Source organism: Enteractinococcus coprophilus, from assembly GCF_006716305.1.
Classification (GTDB): domain Bacteria; phylum Actinomycetota; class Actinomycetes; order Actinomycetales; family Micrococcaceae; genus Yaniella; species Yaniella coprophila.
The window spans coordinates 386,675-404,703 of record NZ_VFOU01000001.1; the positions used below are offsets into that span (position 1 = coordinate 386,675).

The 18,029-nt window shown below is 58.2% G+C and carries 22 protein-coding genes; 11 read left to right on the forward strand and 11 right to left on the reverse strand.

The window, feature by feature from the left end; all coding sequences use genetic code 11:
- Window positions 1-329 precede the first annotated feature (329 nt).
- Window positions 330-497 (forward strand): hypothetical protein, encoded by a 168-nt coding sequence (locus tag FB556_RS13360; RefSeq protein ID WP_170200321.1) that lies wholly within the window; start codon window positions 330-332, stop codon window positions 495-497.
- An 81-nt stretch (window positions 498-578) separates the two neighbouring features.
- Here the strand turns inward: FB556_RS13360 and hutG are convergent, their stop codons facing one another.
- Both hutG and FB556_RS01800 read right to left on the reverse strand, forming a co-directional pair.
- Window positions 579-1,520 carry a formimidoylglutamase gene (gene hutG / locus FB556_RS01795; protein ID WP_141864203.1) on the reverse strand — a complete coding sequence of 314 codons (942 nt, stop codon included), beginning with the start codon at window positions 1,518-1,520 and terminating at the stop codon, window positions 579-581.
- Window positions 1,521-1,603: 83 nt separating this feature from the next.
- Window positions 1,604-2,179 (reverse strand): hypothetical protein, encoded by a 576-nt coding sequence (locus FB556_RS01800; RefSeq protein WP_141864205.1) that lies wholly within the window; start codon window positions 2,177-2,179, stop codon window positions 1,604-1,606.
- Window positions 2,180-2,291: 112 nt separating this feature from the next.
- Between FB556_RS01800 and FB556_RS01805 the strand changes: the two genes are divergently transcribed.
- From FB556_RS01805 to FB556_RS01820, 4 genes are all read left to right on the forward strand, one after another.
- Window positions 2,292-2,987: a CDP-alcohol phosphatidyltransferase family protein gene (locus tag FB556_RS01805; RefSeq protein ID WP_141864207.1), complete on the forward strand. Its 696-nt coding sequence runs from the start codon at window positions 2,292-2,294 to the stop codon at window positions 2,985-2,987.
- Complete coding sequence (locus FB556_RS01810; protein ID WP_141864209.1) at window positions 2,984-3,694, forward strand: lysophospholipid acyltransferase family protein; 711 nt, start codon at window positions 2,984-2,986, stop codon at window positions 3,692-3,694. Before FB556_RS01805 ends, FB556_RS01810 begins: the two co-directional genes overlap by 4 nt.
- Window positions 3,691-4,680, forward strand: coding sequence for a phosphatidate cytidylyltransferase (locus FB556_RS01815; RefSeq protein WP_141864211.1), 990 nt, complete (start codon window positions 3,691-3,693; stop codon window positions 4,678-4,680). The genes FB556_RS01810 and FB556_RS01815 overlap by 4 nt, the downstream gene beginning before the upstream one ends.
- A 155-nt stretch (window positions 4,681-4,835) precedes the next feature.
- Window positions 4,836-5,105, forward strand: coding sequence for a hypothetical protein (locus FB556_RS01820; protein ID WP_246057156.1), 270 nt, complete (start codon window positions 4,836-4,838; stop codon window positions 5,103-5,105).
- A gap of 13 nt (window positions 5,106-5,118) precedes the next feature.
- Here the strand turns inward: FB556_RS01820 and FB556_RS01825 are convergent, their stop codons facing one another.
- From FB556_RS01825 to FB556_RS01855, 7 genes are all read right to left on the reverse strand, one after another.
- Entirely contained in the window at window positions 5,119-5,547 is a 429-nt protein-coding gene (locus FB556_RS01825; protein ID WP_141864212.1) for a hypothetical protein, read from the reverse strand.
- Between the two features lie 188 nt (window positions 5,548-5,735).
- Window positions 5,736-6,488 (reverse strand): glucosamine-6-phosphate deaminase, encoded by a 753-nt coding sequence (locus FB556_RS01830; protein ID WP_141864214.1) that lies wholly within the window; start codon window positions 6,486-6,488, stop codon window positions 5,736-5,738.
- A gap of 140 nt (window positions 6,489-6,628) precedes the next feature.
- Window positions 6,629-7,258 (reverse strand): energy-coupling factor transporter transmembrane component T family protein, encoded by a 630-nt coding sequence (locus tag FB556_RS01835; protein WP_246057157.1) that lies wholly within the window; start codon window positions 7,256-7,258, stop codon window positions 6,629-6,631.
- Entirely contained in the window at window positions 7,224-7,892 is a 669-nt protein-coding gene (locus FB556_RS01840) for an energy-coupling factor ABC transporter ATP-binding protein (protein WP_141864217.1), read from the reverse strand. The genes FB556_RS01835 and FB556_RS01840 overlap by 35 nt, the downstream gene beginning before the upstream one ends.
- Complete coding sequence (locus FB556_RS01845; protein ID WP_141864219.1) at window positions 7,889-8,932, reverse strand: thiolase family protein; 1,044 nt, start codon at window positions 8,930-8,932, stop codon at window positions 7,889-7,891. Before FB556_RS01845 ends, FB556_RS01840 begins: the two co-directional genes overlap by 4 nt.
- Window positions 8,929-10,005 carry an AMP-binding enzyme gene (locus tag FB556_RS01850; protein WP_170200323.1) on the reverse strand — a complete coding sequence of 359 codons (1,077 nt, stop codon included), beginning with the start codon at window positions 10,003-10,005 and terminating at the stop codon, window positions 8,929-8,931. The genes FB556_RS01845 and FB556_RS01850 overlap by 4 nt, the downstream gene beginning before the upstream one ends.
- Window positions 9,980-10,549 (reverse strand): biotin transporter BioY, encoded by a 570-nt coding sequence (locus FB556_RS01855; RefSeq protein ID WP_141864223.1) that lies wholly within the window; start codon window positions 10,547-10,549, stop codon window positions 9,980-9,982. Before FB556_RS01855 ends, FB556_RS01850 begins: the two co-directional genes overlap by 26 nt.
- A gap of 135 nt (window positions 10,550-10,684) precedes the next feature.
- Here FB556_RS01855 and FB556_RS01860 point away from each other — a divergent pair, with 135 nt between their 5' ends.
- The 4 genes from FB556_RS01860 to FB556_RS01875 are packed head-to-tail and all read left to right on the forward strand — an operon-like array spanning window position 10,685 to window position 13,764.
- Window positions 10,685-11,188 (forward strand): TetR/AcrR family transcriptional regulator, encoded by a 504-nt coding sequence (locus FB556_RS01860; RefSeq protein WP_141864225.1) that lies wholly within the window; start codon window positions 10,685-10,687, stop codon window positions 11,186-11,188.
- 48 nt (window positions 11,189-11,236) lie between these two features.
- A complete protein-coding gene (locus tag FB556_RS13480; protein ID WP_211343945.1) occupies window positions 11,237-11,578 on the forward strand; it encodes a hypothetical protein in 342 nt (113 codons plus the stop codon).
- Window positions 11,565-13,097: a sensor histidine kinase gene (locus FB556_RS01870; protein ID WP_246057158.1), complete on the forward strand. Its 1,533-nt coding sequence runs from the start codon at window positions 11,565-11,567 to the stop codon at window positions 13,095-13,097. Before FB556_RS13480 ends, FB556_RS01870 begins: the two co-directional genes overlap by 14 nt.
- On the forward strand, window positions 13,090-13,764 hold the full coding sequence (locus FB556_RS01875) for a response regulator transcription factor (protein ID WP_141864228.1): 675 nt from the start codon (window positions 13,090-13,092) through the stop codon (window positions 13,762-13,764). The genes FB556_RS01870 and FB556_RS01875 overlap by 8 nt, the downstream gene beginning before the upstream one ends.
- On the opposite strand, the gene FB556_RS01880 is transcribed toward FB556_RS01875, so the two are convergent.
- Window positions 13,761-14,573: a polyphosphate polymerase domain-containing protein gene (locus FB556_RS01880; RefSeq protein ID WP_141864230.1), complete on the reverse strand. Its 813-nt coding sequence runs from the start codon at window positions 14,571-14,573 to the stop codon at window positions 13,761-13,763. The genes FB556_RS01875 and FB556_RS01880 overlap by 4 nt on opposite strands.
- A 3-nt stretch (window positions 14,574-14,576) precedes the next feature.
- Window positions 14,577-15,287 (reverse strand): DUF4956 domain-containing protein, encoded by a 711-nt coding sequence (locus tag FB556_RS01885; RefSeq protein WP_141864232.1) that lies wholly within the window; start codon window positions 15,285-15,287, stop codon window positions 14,577-14,579.
- A gap of 711 nt (window positions 15,288-15,998) precedes the next feature.
- Here FB556_RS01885 and FB556_RS01890 point away from each other — a divergent pair.
- Window positions 15,999-16,310 (forward strand): cupin domain-containing protein, encoded by a 312-nt coding sequence (locus FB556_RS01890; RefSeq protein WP_141864234.1) that lies wholly within the window; start codon window positions 15,999-16,001, stop codon window positions 16,308-16,310.
- A gap of 266 nt (window positions 16,311-16,576) precedes the next feature.
- Entirely contained in the window at window positions 16,577-17,986 is a 1,410-nt protein-coding gene (locus FB556_RS01895; RefSeq protein WP_141864236.1) for an NAD(P)-binding domain-containing protein, read from the forward strand.
- Window positions 17,987-18,029: the final 43 nt, after the last annotated feature.

An 18,029-nucleotide genomic window follows, 5' to 3' on the forward strand; every position in this document is an offset into this window, starting at 1 on the left:
ATAAAACGAGGGCCAGCCGAGTCTCGCCCCGGAACACTCGTTGATGCCGAGACGGCGGACATGATTCGCCCTACTCAACGCGACAATCACAGAGGTCTCGATGGCCGCATCTTCATCGCTGGCTGCGCTGAACTGCCATGTTTTTGAAACGGCTCGGCTGCTCACCCCTGGGCCGAGCTTTCAGCGCTCTCGGCCGCACCCTAAAACCTTCGGTTGCTCAATACTGTGACTTGTGTCACAATGATCTGCACGTTTCGCCACGAAGCGCTACCGGACCAAAGCTCCAGTTCTGGACCGGGGTATATCTCAGTACTATCAGGGAGGGCACCGTGCTGAAACTTATTGGCATCATCCTGACGATTTTCCCAACACCGCCAGGCAAACAGGCAGCAGTCCCAGACCTTCAAGGGTTTGCTACCTATAGCGACCTCGGAACCATCACATCCGATCCGTGGACTGGATGGGTACTCCACGAGCACCCTCGTATCGACCCTTAAACCGTCCCCATGTTTTACCAGTTCAACGCTCTGAATCGATGAGCACCCTGTTCCGAAAGGCTAGTAAAGCGTACGCAACCGTTACGGGTTCGTCGGCATAGTTCTAGCCCGTGCAGCGTTCGACAGACGATCCACCATCCGCGCTGCAACCGCTGCAGTCCGATGATCATTATCAAGTCTCGGATTCAACTCCGCGATATCCGCATGAACCAACTTGCCGGATGCCGCGACGTGATCAATCACCGCTGAAACCAAAGGCAACGGCACACCATATGCTGCCGGAGCACTTAGTCCCGGGGCCACGGCGGCGGGCAATACATCAAGGTCAATGGTCAGATAGACGATATCGGTCTGCTCAAGCAGCTGTGCTACGGCCCGGCCTGCCTCACCAGGGTAGGTAATCCACCGGTCGTCTGTCATCCACCCGATGCCCGCCTGCCGTGCCCGGCCGAATAAATCAGCCGTATTCGACGCCTCAGCAATCCCCATCGCGGTCACCAGAGTGTCGCGCCCCGCTTCGGCTTTCATAATCTGAGCAAAGCCGGTGCCCGACGTCGCCAGCTCACCCGGACGATTATCAAAATGCGCATCCAGATTAATGATGCCCAGTCGTGCATCTGGGAACGCCGCACGCACACCCAAATACGACGCCCACGTGATCTCATGACCACCACCCAGTCCCACGGTCACGTGGTTCTGGGATAACAAGCCAGCTAGGTTCTCGCCGTAACGCTGTTGTGCGTTTTCTAAATCTCCGTCGACGACGTCGATATCCCCGGCATCATAAAGCGGGATCGAGTGATGGACGGCGAACGAGCCTAACGCAGCACGGATCGCAGCCGGGCCTTCGACCGCGCCGGGTTGCCCTTGATTCCGGCGCACTCCTTCATCCGACGCGAAACCCAAGAGCACCAACCCAGGCTGGGATGGGTCAACGATTTGGATGCGATTGTGCCAGCGGGCGTGTTCTGGACCTGCTCCGTCATCACGGCCGGACCAGTTCGGGAAAGAAAATTCTGTCATGTTCTCCAGCTTAGAGCCCGGCGAGGTCTGCAGTGAAACCCCTCATGACAAGCCAACCTCACGCGATGAAGCCGCATTATCATCTACCGTGAACGTCCCAGTTTGCCGGGACCTGCTGTGAAGTACCACGTGTAGAACGCAGCCCAACCACCGACAAATAGCAGGCTCTTAGTTTTACTGCTGCATCCGCGTCGGTCTGCAAGCTTTCCTAAGGCCCCGACACCACCGGTGACGGCGAGAAATCGTCCCATGCGAGCCGGCACAGATAGTGCCATAAACCTAGCGAACGAGGCGTTGCCGTGGGCCAGTGTGCGCGCGTAGATCTTATACGGCACCCCGCGGGTTGGCCCCAATACGAGTGCGGACCACCCTTTTTCGTCGAGTTCGCGCTCGACGTCGGCAATCATTGTTTTGGAGATGCCGGGGATCGCTGCCAGGGTCTCTTCAGTCTCGTCCGGCGACATGCGCTGGGTGACCAGGTAGTTCGTCGCACCCCCTGCCAATGCGCCGGCGAGTGCCGAGATGGTGGTGGCAAAACCGCGGCGCGGGTTGTGAAGGGCAAGCCAGCTAGTCCAGAGATCGGGGACGACGAAAAAGACGGTTGCTTCGGCGGTACCCCAGGCGGCGGCGACGCCGTGGTCCACATATGTACGGAACATCTGGCATCAACTCCCAGAGTGTGCGGTCAGGAATATCTAGGTTTAGCCTAACCCACCGCCTACACTGGAGCAGTACTTCCACCGCTGAGATTGACGAGGAACGATGCCGGACATGAACACTCCGCAGGGCACCGATCGGCGTGCTATCCCCCAGCGCTCGACGTCGTGGGCGGCCAAACTTGCTGATGTCATGTATGCCGCAAAGCTGACCCCAAATAAAGTGTCAGTAGGTTCTGTGTTCTTCGCCGCTCTTGGTGGTGTGGCGTTTATCGCCTCTGCTGTGGTCGCCACCGACGGCGCACGGGCTGCCTGGTTGGTTGTTGCGGTGCTATGTATCCCGTTGCGGTTACTGTTGAACATGCTCGATGGGATGCTGGCCGTGGAAAAGGGCATGCACACCCCAACCGGTGACCTCTTCAATGAAGTGCCAGATCGGGTGGCTGATCTGATCCTGCTGGCCGCCGCCGGGTACGCCACGCTGGGGGTCTGGGCAACCGACAGCCTCGATTGGGGCGTGGTACTTGGGTGGGCTGCTGCCTCGGCCGCCGTGATGACCGCCTATGTTCGCACGCTGGGGGCTGCGAACGGGATGGGGAATTTCTTTGATGGCCCAATGGCCAAGCCTGCGCGCATGTGGGTATTGGTCGTGGCCAGCCTGGCGTCGCTGTTCGAACCGCTTTTCGATGCTCACGGGCTGTTCCTTGCCACCGGATTGGTCATTATCCTGGTGGGCTCGATTGTCACGGTGATCATGCGGCTGAATCGGATCACCGCCGCGCTGCATGCACGAGAGGCCGATACTCAATGAATAAGCCCTCGGGCCTTTTGAAACGTGGCCTATCGAAAACGATTATTGCCGCAGCCGGAGCGAATCTCATCGCCCAGGGCGACGACGGCTCCCCGCCGCATTTTCCAACACAGGCCATCTACTACGCGAATCACTCCTCGCACTTGGACTTTCTGATGCTGTGGGCCATCATGCCGGCAGAGCTGCAGCCTCGGGTCCGACCGATAGCGGCCGCAGACTACTGGGGTGCCGGCATTCGACGCTCGATTGCCCGTGGAATCTTCAACGCGCATCTCGTGCAGCGCTATAAGGACCGCCCGTATACTCGTGCCGATGAGAAAACCACCGTCAGAACAGATTCGGGCAGCTCACCGAAACAAGGCCAGCTTACCGGGATGACCAAGATCCTCGATGAAGGCGATTCGCTCATCATCTTCCCCGAAGGCACTCGCGGACCGGCTGATCAGGTCGCCACCTTCCATGCTGGTCTGTACCGACTCGCCAAACATGCCCCGCACATCCCGGTGGTACCGGTGACGCTGAAAAACTTAGGACGCGTACTACCCAAAGGAGAGCTCATCCCGGTCCCCCATCTGTCCACCGTCGTGGTGCATCATCCGATCTATCTGCAAGACGACGAGCCCCAGGAAATATTTCTCAACCGCGCCCGCAGCATCCTTGCCGAAGAACTTAAAACCGAGGACGCCGTTGAAGGAGACGCCACATGATCGGACTCTTTGATGAGACCGTCGTGAGCCTCTTCGTCAGCATCGTCGGCATCCTCGTCGTGGCCACGATCGTTGCGGTCCTCCTAGGGCTGCGCCATCAAGGCAGCCAAAGTGCCACCTTGAAGAACCTAAACCAGCGCATCGGTGCCTGGTGGATCATGGCCATCGGACTGGCGGTCACGTTGTTAATCGGTGAGACCGCCGTCGTCGTGTTATTCCTGGTGCTGTCGTTCCTTGCGCTGCGCGAATTTCTCACGATTGCCCCGACGCATCGATCAGATCATAAGACGCTGGTCTGGCTGGTCTACATTATTCCGCTGATCAACTACTGGTTTTTATGGGAGCACTGGTACGGCGCCTTTGCAGTGCTGATCCCGGTATATGCGTTCTTATTCTTGCCGATCCGCAACGCGCTGGTTGGCGACACCGATAATTTTTTGCAGCGTGCGGCACTGATTCAATGGGCACTCATGGTGTGTGTCTATGCCATCAGCCACGTGCCGGCGATCATGCAATTACCGGTCATGATGGACCTGGGTCGGCAGGAAGCTGAAGGAGCGCCGCTGGGTTCCGGCGGTGCCGAAGGTGCACTGCTGATGCTGTTTCTTGTGGTGGTAGTCCAGCTGTCTGATGTGTTCCAGTATGTCTGGGGCAAGACGTTGGGCAAACATCCGGTCGCACCGAAAGTCTCGCCGAATAAGACCTGGGAAGGGCTGATCGGTGGCGTGCTGACGGCAACCGCGATCGGAGCCGGCCTGTGGTGGATCACGCCGTTTACCTGGTGGCAGGCCGCGTTGCTGGCTCTGGTTTCCTGCCTGATGGGCTTCTTCGGTGGGCTAGTGATGTCATCGATCAAACGTGACCGCGGGGTCAAAGACTTTGGCGCGACCATTGCCGGGCACGGCGGGATCATGGACCGGCTAGATTCCCTGAGCTTCGCAGCGCCGGTGTTTTTCCACCTAGTCCGGTTCTTCTTTACCATCTAGGTCGAATGCCACGCCTCCAGTACTGAAGATGCACCCGCAGGCCTGCCCGACCCGATTTTTCCACATATCTTGACGGTGCCGCTCCGCACATAGGGATAATCTCCTAGATTTGCTGGAAACAGTTGTTCTCTATGGTGCAGAATAGGAATGTGTATATGTCGGTAGAAACGCTTGCTATTCTCATTTCCGCCGCCGGTTTGCTCGTCACACTGGGCGGTGGGATTTTTGCTGGCTTCGCATGGATGATACGACGCACGAACGCCCAATTCGCTGAAGTCCATGAACAGTTCCGTGCAGTTCGTGGAGAATTCCGTGCAGACCTTCACCAATTACGAGGAGAGCTCACCGAGGTCAAAATCGCGGTAGCCCGTTTGGAGGGCCCTCGTGACCATCTCATCTGGCCCCGCGGATCAACCAACCAGTAGAAGCCCCCGCAGGCTAGTTGATTTCCGCTTCGCAGATCTCAATAAGGTTGCGTTCGGCTTCCATGATCTCGTTGAGGTCTGATGAACCCATCAGTTCTGCTTTCTCGTCAACGGATACATCTGGGTCTGCCAGGGTGTTGACGATCTCGAACATGGGCAGGGTTTTGGAGGCTTCTTCGACGAATATTTCGTCTTGGGAGTTATCAAGGAGTGCCTTGAAGTCGTTGGTGGCATCGTCGATCATGGCGCGGGTTGCATCGGCGTCGTAGGATGCACCGGAACCGACCTGCTGCATCGCTTCCCCGATGGCGCCGGCGTGCTCCTGATCAAATTCCCAGTAGTCCTCACAGGAACTTGCCAGTGCGCTGCCGCCACATGCGGTGAGACCAAAAACGGCTGCTGTAGCTACGCCAGCAAAGACAAGGTGACGACGAATATGCATGAGAAAATGGTTCCTTCAAGGTGAGTGATCAGCGCGTGGGGCGGGAAAAGCCCTGCCCCACGCTACCGAGGTTTCACAAGGAACCAAAATTGGTTGAAGGCGCTAGCAAACACGTTTCCAAAGTCGTCGGCGACAATTCATGAAACATTCACCTGCGACGGCGCCTGGCTGTTGGCAGCTATAGGGCGTTAGTTCACTTTCAGCGGCTCGCAGTCAACTTTTGCAGCGGCTGCTTCGTCTAGATAGAACACACAATCGCTGTGCAGTTGCAGCCCGGATCCTGGGCGGTCTTCGGCCGGTGGCTGCGCCAAGGAGTCCCGAATGGCATCGGCTTTTGCTTCACCGAAAGCCATCAGGATGGCCTTGCGGGATTTCAGAATGGTGCCGATGCCCTGAGTCACGGCCAGGGGTGGGACTTCATCGACGCTGTCAAAGAACCGAGAATTGTCTTGGCGGGTCATATCGGTGAGACGACCGACGTGGGTTGGCGCATCAAAGGGTGTGCCGGGTTCGTTGAACCCGATGTGGCCATTGCGGCCGATGCCCAGCAACTGCAGGTCAATGCCGCCGGCGGCTTCAATGTGTTCGTCATAGTAGCGGACCGGGCCTTCGGTGGCATCGTCGGGGGCTTCAGGTACGTGGACCTGGGATGGCTCGACACCCAGCGGAACGGTCACGGTGCGGTTGATGACGGCGTGGTATGACTCGGGGTGATCCCATGGCAGTCCGATGTATTCGTCCAGTGCAAAGAACTGCAACTGGGAAACATCGGTGTTGTGTTCTTTGATTTTTTCTGCCAGCAGCTCGTAGGCCAGTTCCGGGGTGGAACCGGTGGCGACGCCGATGACCGCGTTAGGTTTTTCCACGATCAGGTCGTGCAGCGTCTGAGCGACCTCTTCGGAGGCGTTGACCTTATCGGGCAGAATTTTTACTTTTACCATTCGTTATCCCCGTTCGGATTGTTTTAGGCATTAAGTGTAACGGCATCATCCGTGTTTCCTCACCGGCTGATTTCCCGCGTGCCGATTTCTTCACTTTACACCGGCGACCTATCCTCACCGCTATACGTAGCGGGTCAAAATCAATCGAGCCCGCGAACGACCAGGGCATCTGCCATATCGTCGGCGTGTTTCAACGACAGCACTAATACCGGTACGACCCACGCCCAGGGGGCTAAGCGCACGCCGCGAGCGTGCTGGGCGTCACGGACCTGACCAATGAATCCCATAATCTGGCCTAGTGCCGACAGCATCAACGCGACTGCCAGTGCGACCTTGCTGGGGTTGACGCCCAAGGGCTCGAACGGCGTCATAAGTTTTTCCACCGTGACGACTAGGTGTTTGATTCTGGTGGTGCGGGTGAAGAGTTGGGCAGCCAGGATGATGGTGGTTAGCCGCGCAACCACGGTGGTTGCGACTTCGGGCTCGTTGAAGATCAGTTGGGTGACCAGCAAGAAGACCAGCAGAAAGGCCATGCGCAGCACATCGGTGACCATGATGCGCAGCGGAATTCGGGCAAGGACGTAGCCCAGCAATGGGATGGCGACGACCAAGATGGACCAGTAGGAGTCCGGGAGGAAGAACAGGGCAGCCGAACCGATGGCTAACAGGGCGAGCTTGAGTCCGGTGGGCATTCGGTGTAAAAACGAGCCAGCAGGATAGTACAGGGAGAGCATGTCAGCCGATGTGCTCCAAGTAGCGGTCGATCGCATCTGAGCCACGGTGGGCGATCTTGGCGTCATGAATCCAGATGATGTCCTGGCATTTGGCGGCCAGCTGCAGGTCGTGGGTGATGAGGATCAGCTGCCGGTCTTCGGAGGCAAAGAGTTGTTCCCCGACGAGTTTGGCATAGCGGGCATCCAGCATGGTGGTGGGCTCATCGGCAATCAGCACATCTGGTCGGGTGGCTAGTACTGAGGCCAACGCGAGGCGTTGAAGCTGCCCGGAGGACAGCGACAGGGCGGGCCGATCGGCGAATTCGGCCAGATCGTGTTCGGCCAGTACCGCCTCCAGGGTCGCCTGGCGTTGGTCTTTGGGCAGATGACGCAGGGACAGTTCGATATCTTCGGCGACCGAGGGCATAATCACTTGCGCTGCCGCATTGGCGATGATCATTCCGACGCGGCGGGCTAGCTGTTTGCGCCCGGTGGCGACTTCGATGTCGTGGATCTTGGCCGAGCCGGTGTAGTCCAGCAGCCCGGAGAGCACTTTGGCCAGGGTCGATTTGCCCGAGCCGTTCTCGCCAATGATCGCCGTCGTGGGCGCATCCAGGGTGGCCGAGACGTTGTCCAGCAGGACGGCGTCGTCTGGTTTGACCGTGACGGTCACGTTTTGCAGTTCAATCATAGGTTCCTCACCAGCACGGCGGCCCCCATGCCGCCTGCGACTGCGGCAGCAATGAGGCCGTAGGTTCCGGCCGGTGCGTTGTGTAGTTGTTCAATGGTGGTTAATAAAGCGATGACGCCCGATGCGGCCCATGGATGGCCGTGAGCCAGGGCGCCGCCGTGGAGGTTGACCGCGGTTGGGTCGAGTTTGAGACGCTGGCAGACCGCAAGCACTTGGGCAGCATAGGCCTCAACGATATCGATGACGCTGATGTCGTGGATGTGCAGGCGGTGGGCTGTTAGTAAAGCATCGATCGCAGGGGCTGCGGCGATGCCCGGCAGGGCGGGGTCGGCCCCAACCAGCCGGTAGTCTACGATTTCCACCCCGAGATGGCTGTCAACGGTGGTCTCGGGTGCTAGCGCCACGACGGCTGCGGCATCAGCGATGCGAGCGGCCGATAGTCCGGTCACGGTGGCCAGCGGGTGATTGGTCACGGGGTCAAGTCGGCCAAGTAGTTTGGTCACATCACGGGGGCCGTCGTCGGGACGACCGCCAACCAGGAAGTGTGAGGGATGGTCCAAGGCACGCTGGTGGCTGTGTAGCGCGTAGGTTTCTTGAGCTTCGCGGCTGATGTCGTAGTCGATGGCGAGCCGGTCTGCCGCCTCGGTCATATCCGGGTCGGGGAAACCTTTCGGCGCGAAAGCCGCCTGGGTTCGTTTACCATCGGGCCAGGCGGTGGAGGGGGATTCGGTGCCGCCGGCGACCACGGTTTGCCCGGTCATTTTGGCATGGGCTGCGGCTTGGCCCACAGCTAGCAGGCTGGAGCCACACTGAGCATCCAGGGTGACGGCGCCGGTGGTTTCCCAGCCGGTGCCAAGCGTGGCGATTCGGGCTACATTGCCTCCGGGGCCCACGGTGTTGCCCAGCATGACCAGATCGGGTTGGCGCCGCATTGCGGAGAGGACGGTCGCGGCGAGCTGGTCGTCGGTCATGTCAGATTGGCCGCGGTGCCAGCCGGTGATCGCGGTCCGGGCACCGGCGGTGACAACAATGCGGGTCATGCTACCTCCGGGACTACTCGCCGAATCTTACCCGAAGGGGTGCGCGGCAGCTGGTTCACGCGATGCCATTGCACCGGCCGGGCCGCTTTAGGTAACCGAGAGCGCGCCCAGGCCCGTAGCTCAGAGATCTCGGCGTTGCCCACAATCCATGCGACGACGCGTTGACCAAGCACCGCATCAGGTTGTCCCAGCACCAGACAAGCAGCCACCTGCGGGTGCGCGGTGATGACGCGTTCGACGTCGGCGGGCACCACGGTCGCGCCGGCGGTCAGAATCGCACCGTCGCCCCGGCCAAGGAACTCCAGGATGCCGTCGGTTTCGTGCACACGATCACCAACGGTTGCCCACCGCACGCCGTCGATGACCTCGGTGCGCAATGTGCCACCGATGACGTCCAGGGCGAGCTGTTGGCTAGCCACCCACAGCTCGCCATCGATGATGCGAGTGGTGACGCCGTCAAATGCCTGCATGCCATCCCCGGTATCCCAGGCAACCAGGCTCAGCTCGGATGCACCAACATAGGGCACGACACGCAGCCCGAGTCGTTCAGCGTTTTCGGCTAGTTGAGCGGGCAGACGGTCGCCGCCGACCAACACGGTGTCAATGGTCGATGGGGTTCCGGCTTCCAGTAGCTTCACCAGGTGTTCCAGCCATAGTGGTGTGAGGTGTGCGGCCACCGCTCGATTCAGCCCGGGGTCACCGGTTTCCGGGATGACCAATGCCAGGTGGGATTCCTGTGCCCAAGCCGCTGAGAATAGCGCCATCGACGACACCTGGTGCACCGGCATCCATAGTCCGTCGCCTGGACGCAGGCCGAGCTCAGCATTGAGCGGTGCGAAGGCTACCCGCCAGCTGTCAGCGGTGCGCACCACGATCTTCGGGGCACCGGTAGTGCCAGAAGTTAGCACAGCCCAAGCCGCGGCCTCTGGCAGCGAGATCGCCAGCGCGTCGTCGGCAATCGGCGCCCTGGGATCGGTGATCAGTGGGACGCCACCGTCGGCACGCACGCTTAGCGCTTGTGCCAACGCGTCGGCTGCTCGCGCTGCGTTAATGAGCGACAGGTTCCGGGGCACGTTTGGCTGATTCCATCGCAAAAGCGCGCGGGTAGGCGCGGTAGAGTCCCATGGTCACTAAGGTGGCGATCACAACTTTGGTAAGGTCACCGGGCAGAAACACCAGGGAGGTGATGATGGTTTCGCCAATGCTCAGCTCAGTGAACCAAGCCTGGACGGGGATACCGAAGAGATACACCACGAGGATACCCCCGATAATTGAACCCAGCGCTACACGCCACCACACGGGGCGGGACCCGACGATCAGACCAATGACAATTGGGGCAACCACCCAGCCGATCAGATAGCCGGCCGTGGGTGACATAAACACCCCGATACCCCCGCGCCCCCCAGCCAGCAGCGGCAACCCAATGGCCACCCCGAACAACAGGAGCGCCATGGACGCAGCTCCACGCCACGGCCCCAGCACCGCTCCGGCCAGCATTACGCCCAGGGTTTGGAGGGTAATTGGTACGGCACCACCCACGCTGATGGCGCCAATCAACCCCATCCCGGCGGTGAGGGCTGCAAATACCGCGATGCGCGCTATGTCTCGTGCCGACATTGTGACTCCTTGACAAAAAATTGTTGAACACCGTTCATTGAACGGTGTTCAGTGTAGCCTGAAATTGCCGTGCCCGCTACAGTGTGAAACGACTTGAAGATCACTACTCATCCACCAGCATTATGATGGTCGGTAATGTCTACGATTACTCGCGATTCCCTCAGCCGCGTTGGGCTGCGCCTGCTAGCCGCCCACGGGCTAGCCGATGTTTCGATGCGCCGGGTCGCCAAAGAATTCGACGTCGCCGTCTCCGCACTCTACTGGCACGTCAGGGACAAACAATCCCTATTGGGCGCCATGGTCGATCAGCTGTTGGAAGACTTGGATGTCGCTCCGCCCACCGGTAATCGGCGCGCGGATCTGGTTGCCCGAGCCGAACTGCTCTACGACAAACTCGTCACCACCCGCGATGCCGCTGAACTCACCGCATCCGTCCTAGCCCTGGGCACCGGCGGCTCCCGGATGCGCGAAATCATCGCGGAGGTCTCTGGGGACACCGTGACTACCGATGCACTCATGGCACTGCTGATCGGACACGCAACCCTGAACCAGCAGCGCATGCAGGCCCAAGCACTGGGCCTTGAGGTCGACACGACCACAATCACCACGTTCCGTCAGGCGCTGGATCTGCTGCTCTAAGGTAGGGCCTCTCATTTTCGTCTCATGTTGACCCTGCATACTGGAGCCATGTCACGTGTCCTTGTCACCCGACTTATCTGGGTCCTCGTCGGGGTAGTTGCCGTCATCACTGCGGCCTTTGCGATCCAGCCCGTGATGAGCGGGCCCGACGATATCGACCTCGGCCCTGTTGTGCACAACACGCACGAACCCGCCCCCTCCACCACGGCGTCAGCGACCACCGAAACAGAAACGCCCGCGGAAGCTGAAAGTCCCTCACCTGAAAGTCAGCCCGTCCAGCCCGCTCCCCCGGTCGTGGTCGATGACGACGACCGGGATGACGATGATTGGGACGATGACGACTGGGATGATGACGACGATGATGATTGGGACGACGATGACGACGACTAACGAGTCCCAGCGCGCTGCGGGCAGTCGCCTATCGGTTCGGGCTCGCCTGTTGATCGGCATGATCATGCTCGCCGGACTCACACTGCTAATCACCGGAACCGTCAACTACGTGCTCGAGCGCGAAAATCTCGAGTCCACCCTGGATGACACACTGACCCGCGATGTCGAAGAATTCCGCGTACTGGCCGACACCAGCATTGACCCCGACACCCAGCAGCACTTCACCCGAGCAGCCGACCTGATGTACACGGCGATGCAGTATAACCACATCACCGAAACCCAAAGCATGCTCGCTATGCAAAACGGGGACATCGTGTGGAGTGCGCCGACAAACGTCACAATGCGCCTGGAAAACGATCCCCAGTTTGTGCACTGGGCTTCCCAGCTATCCCCCGAGGCCGTCTACCTCACGTCCTTTGAAACCGACATCACCCGGTATCGTTCGGCCGTCGTGCCCGTGCAATTAGCCGAAGATGACACCACGGCCGTGTTCCTGACCACCTTCGACGTCGAAGCCGAACTCCACAAGCTGCGCATGTCGCTGGTCATTTTCACCGCTGCAGGAGCCGGTGCAATGCTCATCGGTGGCGTGGTTGCCTGGCTGTTGCTGGGACGCATGCTCCAACCGGTTCGCGACTTACAAGAAAACGCCCGACGTATCTCCGAACAAGACCTCGACTCGCGCATCCAGGCCCGCGGTCACGATGAATTCGCCGAACTGACCGAGACCATCAACAACATGCTCGACCGGTTGCAGCTATCCCTGGAACAACAAAAGCAACTGCTTGACGACGTCGGCCACGAACTGCGCACCCCGATCACCATTATTCGTGGGCACCTGGAGGTCATGGACGAAACCGACCCAGCAGACGTGACCCAAACCAAAGACATCGCCTTAGACGAGCTGCACCGCATGTCGTTATTGGTCAATGACCTGGTCACCCTCGCCCAGTCCAACAGCACAGATTTCCTTCACCCCAAGCCGACCGATATCAATGCCCTGATGCACGACATCACCGCCAAGGCCGCAGCCCTGGGCGAGCGCGACTGGTCGCTGAAAGCCAACGCCGACGGCGAGGTTCTGATCGACGGCCCGCGGCTGACCCAGGCCATGCTGCAGCTGTGCGCCAATGCCGTGAAGTTCTCCGACCCCGGTAGCCCCATCGAATTGGGCAGCACCATCCGCCTGAGCATCGCCGGCGACACCGAACTGTGCCTCTGGGTTGCCGACGCCGGGATCGGCATCAGCGCAGAAGACCAGCAGACCATCTTCAAACGCTTCGGTCGCGGCGGCAACGGCCAACGTGCCCAAGGCTCCGGGCTCGGGCTGAACATTGTCGAAGCCATCGCGCTCGCCCACGGAGGCCACGTCCACGTGGAATCCGCACCCGGCCAAGGCTCGATTTTCATCCTGACCATCCCGTTAGCACCTGAGGAACAAACACCGGCGCTTGCCACCACGACAGGTACGCTGGAACCGTCCCGTTTTAGCGATCAGGAGTACGGTGTCGGTGAATAGAATCCTCATTATTGAAGACGAACCCCGCATTAGCTCCTTTCTCGCCAAAGGACTCAAAGCCGCCGGCTTTACCACCCAAACCGCCGCTACTGCCGCCGAAGGCCGCGCCCAAGCGATCAGCGCTACCTTCGATCTGATCATCCTCGATCTGGGCCTGCCTGACGCCGATGGCTACAGTGTGCTGAACTACATCCGCTCGGTCGGTCTCGACATCCCGGTCATCATCCTGACGGCTCGCAACACCGTGGACGACACGGTCGCCGGCCTACAGTCCGGCGCCGATGATTACATGGCCAAACCATTCCACTTCGATGAGCTCTTGGCTCGCGTCCAGTTGCGCTTGCGCGCCGAACCACAAGAGGCCGAAGTATCGATCCTGACGCATAACGGGTTAGAACTGGATCGACTGCGCCGGGTCGTCAAAGTTAACGGCGTGGAAGTCGATCTGTCGACCAGAGAATTTGAGCTCGCCGAAACGTTTTTGCGCCACCCCGGCCAAGCGCTATCTCGGGAACAGCTATTATCCCGCGTGTGGGGCTATGATTTTGACCCCGCCTCCAACGTCGTCGACGTCTACGTCCGATATTTGCGCAATAAACTCGGCACCGACCGCTTCGAAACCGTCCGTGGTATCGGCTACCGCCTAGCCACCCAACCAGACAGCTAGCCACCGGCAGCTGTACGTTGCCAGTCGAGCCGCTTCAGAAGGCGCGACCAGTTATTCGCCGGCAACTGAGGGTTCAGTGTTGCCACCCCAAGGCAGTACTTCGACATGCTCACCGGACGAATATTCAACTCCGCCAGTGCTGTATCGGATATCCCGCGCCCATCGGCAGTCTTAGTCTCCACGATCACCATGTCTGGCCCATGCACCACACCGTCCGTATCGGCGAAGCGCAAATCCACATCGCAGGTCACGCGCTCCCCATCCACCGGGTCTACCAGTGTTGCCCGCCGATACGCATTGCGCAATGCCGGAACCAATTTTGGCATCTTGTGCCCATATTCTTGGGCGAGCACCTGGGCTGCAAATTCCAAGTTTTCCGGCGTCAGCACGTGAGCATCGGCTATCGGCTGCTCGCGACGATGCTTGACCGTCGCCCCGCGCAGACCTTTCGTCTTGATCTCAAACATGCACAGCTCAGATTCCACGTATGTCCGCGAGCGCACCTTGTACCGCCGACGACGCCCTTGGCGGTGAGCGACGTACTGTTCAAAGTCTGGGGTGTCGAAGTATGTGGAACGGTATTGGAAAGTGCGCAGCCCATTGATCTGCATGACCGAAAATTCCGGACCCAGCCGGTTGGTAAACTGGCGAAATTGTTCGGGAGTCAATAAGAATTTTTTATCTACCCGGGTCTGCAGAGCCGCGTTTTCCACGACGTCGGCCAGGGAAATCCCTGACCGATCATCAACCGCGCACTCCATGGCAATACGGGCTTGACTGAAGCGTTGTTTCTGGTTGGTTTCCTGCATGGACTATCGACCCGTGATCGCATTGACGAGTCGGTTCGCAAACCCAGATGATGTGCGCTGCTGCGCACCGATCGGTTCTTGCAGCGCGATAGTTTGCTGCTGATCCAGGGGTTCTTTGCGGTTCTTGATGCGTTCCAGGATCTTATCGCCGGGCAAGGTCCCGACAGATTCATTGGTGCGATAGCGAACGTCCACAATGGTCATGTCGCGGACCATGTCCAATTCCATCACGACGGTGCGCAAGACTTTGGCATCCAGCAGCTCTTCCAGTGCTGCCACGCGTTCTTGCTGGGATGGGTATGCCCGATCCAAGGTGACCATCTGTCTTTCGGTTTTCGCCCCGATCCAGTGGTGGTCAGCAATAAACATGACACCAACCAAAAACGCGGTAATCAATGGCGAAACCCATGCCGGATCTGGATGCAGTCCGTTGATCAGTCCAATCGCAAGCGAGATGAAGTAGTAGGCCACCTCTTCTTGGGTGAGAGTGTCAGAGCGTAGGCGGATGATCGACAGAATGCCGAACAATCCAAGACCAAGCCCCAGACCGGCTTCGGATTCCGAGAGCAGCAGCGTGACGGCAAAGATGCCCATACTTAACGCGATATAGGCAAGCGCAAGGTCCCGCCGGAAGTGGCGCCGGAAATAGACGAGATAAACCAGGATTGCCATCCCGACGATATTGGCTACCAGGCCCATCCACAATGCCATCATGCTGATGTCTCCTTTTCATTTGCTTTTCAGTTCCTATTCACCCTAGGAAGTGTTTATGAAACGAAAAGAAGAAGACGGTGAGAAGTTTCTCATTTATCAGCCGCTATTGGGCTGAGCTTAGACATCCCATATGGTGTAGTGCTTTAAGTCCTGGTGACGTGCTGCAACAACTTTCTCTCGTTGCTCCGGCGACACAGTTTCGACCAACAATGAGAACCTCGCGCGGGTCCAGGGTCGCTTTGATCCAGTGCAGTGTTGAGTCAGGCGGCGACTCGATGCACCATCGTGGATGCATCAGCGCGTTCCTTTTCTACGGTGACACTCATTAGCACTTCACCGAACTCTTGGGGCAATTCGGCTGCGAAACCGTGTTCTTGATCCGCCAGGTCGGTTCAAGTCAAATTAGCCAACACAGCAACAGCAAGATCGCGTGCCGCTTCGGGGGACTCAACTCCAGCACGCTGTTGAATACCGTCAATGATTGCTCGAGTGGGCATGAAAACCTCCTGATAAAAAGTTGCAATATATCGTTTGGTCCTTCATCTGCGCCTGTCACAACAATGCTGAAGAGGCTGCACCATATATCCCACTCTCGTATACCACGTCATAGAGCGCTACACTTCGGCCCCAGCAGGCTGCAGGATGCCACACCTTATATGCGACACTTGGGCACAAGCACCCACAGGGAAAAAACCGAAAGGCAGCATCGCTATGATCTCCACTCCGCGACCACAAGTCACTGCATTAGAAGAGGGCGCAATATTCGACACCAAAGAAATGGAGGCTTCTGAGGGCGTCCAGTGGCCTCGACATAAAGCATCTGAAGAATCCGTTTTGGTGGTCACCGAGGGCCAACTTATCGTGGAATTTCCGGAGACCAAACCACAACTCATAGCCGGTCAGAGCATCGTGATTCCCGCTGAAGTGTGGCATGAGATTATCCCAGACCCTACGTTCAAGGCCATCCACATCATGCCCAAGGGCATCCGTTTCACATTCGCAGGCGGACAAGCAACGTTATAGAAGCTCAACTGTCATGCAAGCGACTTCACGGGACCATTATCAACACGCCGATTGAGAGGTTTTAAGTATAAAAGTCGAGAATTTGATACAATGATCCTGTTGAGCATGCCTAAGACAAGGCATAAAGCAGGGTCATTATCTGCCCGTTCCCAGGAGAACGGAGCCACCCTGCCACCGCGGATTTCGTGGGGTGTAGAGGCTACGCACACAGCGCTTGAATCGTCTCCACCGGCCTACCGGCATGCATACATTTGCGAAAGGACACTGTGCAAAAACAACGTATTGCAATTATCGGCGCCGGCCCGAGCGGCCTGGCAGCATTGAGAGCCTTTGAATCGGCGGAACGCGCCGGGGCAGAAGTCCCTGAAATCGTTTGCTATGAGAAGCAAGATGATTGGGGAGGTCAGTGGAATTACTCATGGCGCACCGGTATCGACCAATACGGTGAACCCGTGCACTCCTCGATGTACCGCAACCTCTGGTCCAACGCACCAAAGGAAGCACTCGAATTCGCCGAATATACGTTTGATGAGCACTTCGGACGTCCCGTTTCCTCATACCCACCGCGCGAAGTCCTGTGGGATTACATTGACGGACGCCTACGCTCCAGCAAGGCCAAAGACAAAGTAAAATTCGCCACCGCGGCTCGTTGGGTGCAGCACCACGAGGACACCGACACTTTCACCGTCACGGTAGAAGATCTCAAAACTCGTACTACCTCGTCATCAGAATTTGATCGTGTCATTGTAGCAACTGGGCACTTTGCCTACCCGAACGTTCCAACCTTTGAGGGTATCGAAACCTTTCCAGGATCAATCGAGCACGCACATGATTTCCGTGGTGCCGAGAAATTCGCGGATCAGCGCGTACTGATGATCGGTTCCTCATACTCGGCTGAGGACATCGGTGTGCAAGCCTATAAGATGGGCGCGCGCAGCGTTACTCTGAGCTACCGTACTAAAGCTATCGGACACGATTGGCCACAGGGTATGGAAGAACTGCCTCTGGTAGAGCGCTTCGAAGGTAATAAAGTGCACTTCGTCAACGGCCAAGTACGCGAGTTTGATGCCGTGGTCATGTGCACCGGCTACATCCACAACTACCCATTCTTGCCAAGTGACCTGGCCATCGATTCACCAAATAACGTCTACCCGTCTGGCCTCTACCGCGGTGTGGTTTGGCAAGAAAACCCGAACCTCTACTACCTGGGTGCACAGGATCAATGGTTCACGTTCAATATGTTCGATGCCCAAGCATGGTATGTTCGCGACCTGATCCTCGACCGTGCCGAACTGCCCTCCGCCGGGGATCGTGCAGCCCACATTCAAACATGGGTGAAACGTTTCCATGACTTGAGCACCGAAGCTGAAGAAGTCCGTTTCCAGGCCGATTACATTCGGGATCTCATCGATAACAGTGATTATCCTATGTTCGATCTGGACGCCGTGGTGGAGATCTTCTTGGCATGGGTTCGTGATAAGAAAGAAAACGTCCTTACTTATCGGGATAAGCAGCACCGATCAGTGATGACCGGAACGATGTCAGCACGTCACCACACTCCGTGGATACGCGAACTCGACGATTCTTTGCAGCGCTACCTGTCGCAACCAGAAAAAGACGAGATCGAAAAGATGATGGACGACGAAGACGTTGTCAAATCCGTCAGAACAAAATAACTCCTCGACTCGAACTAATGCTTCAAGCTCAGCTGCCAACAAG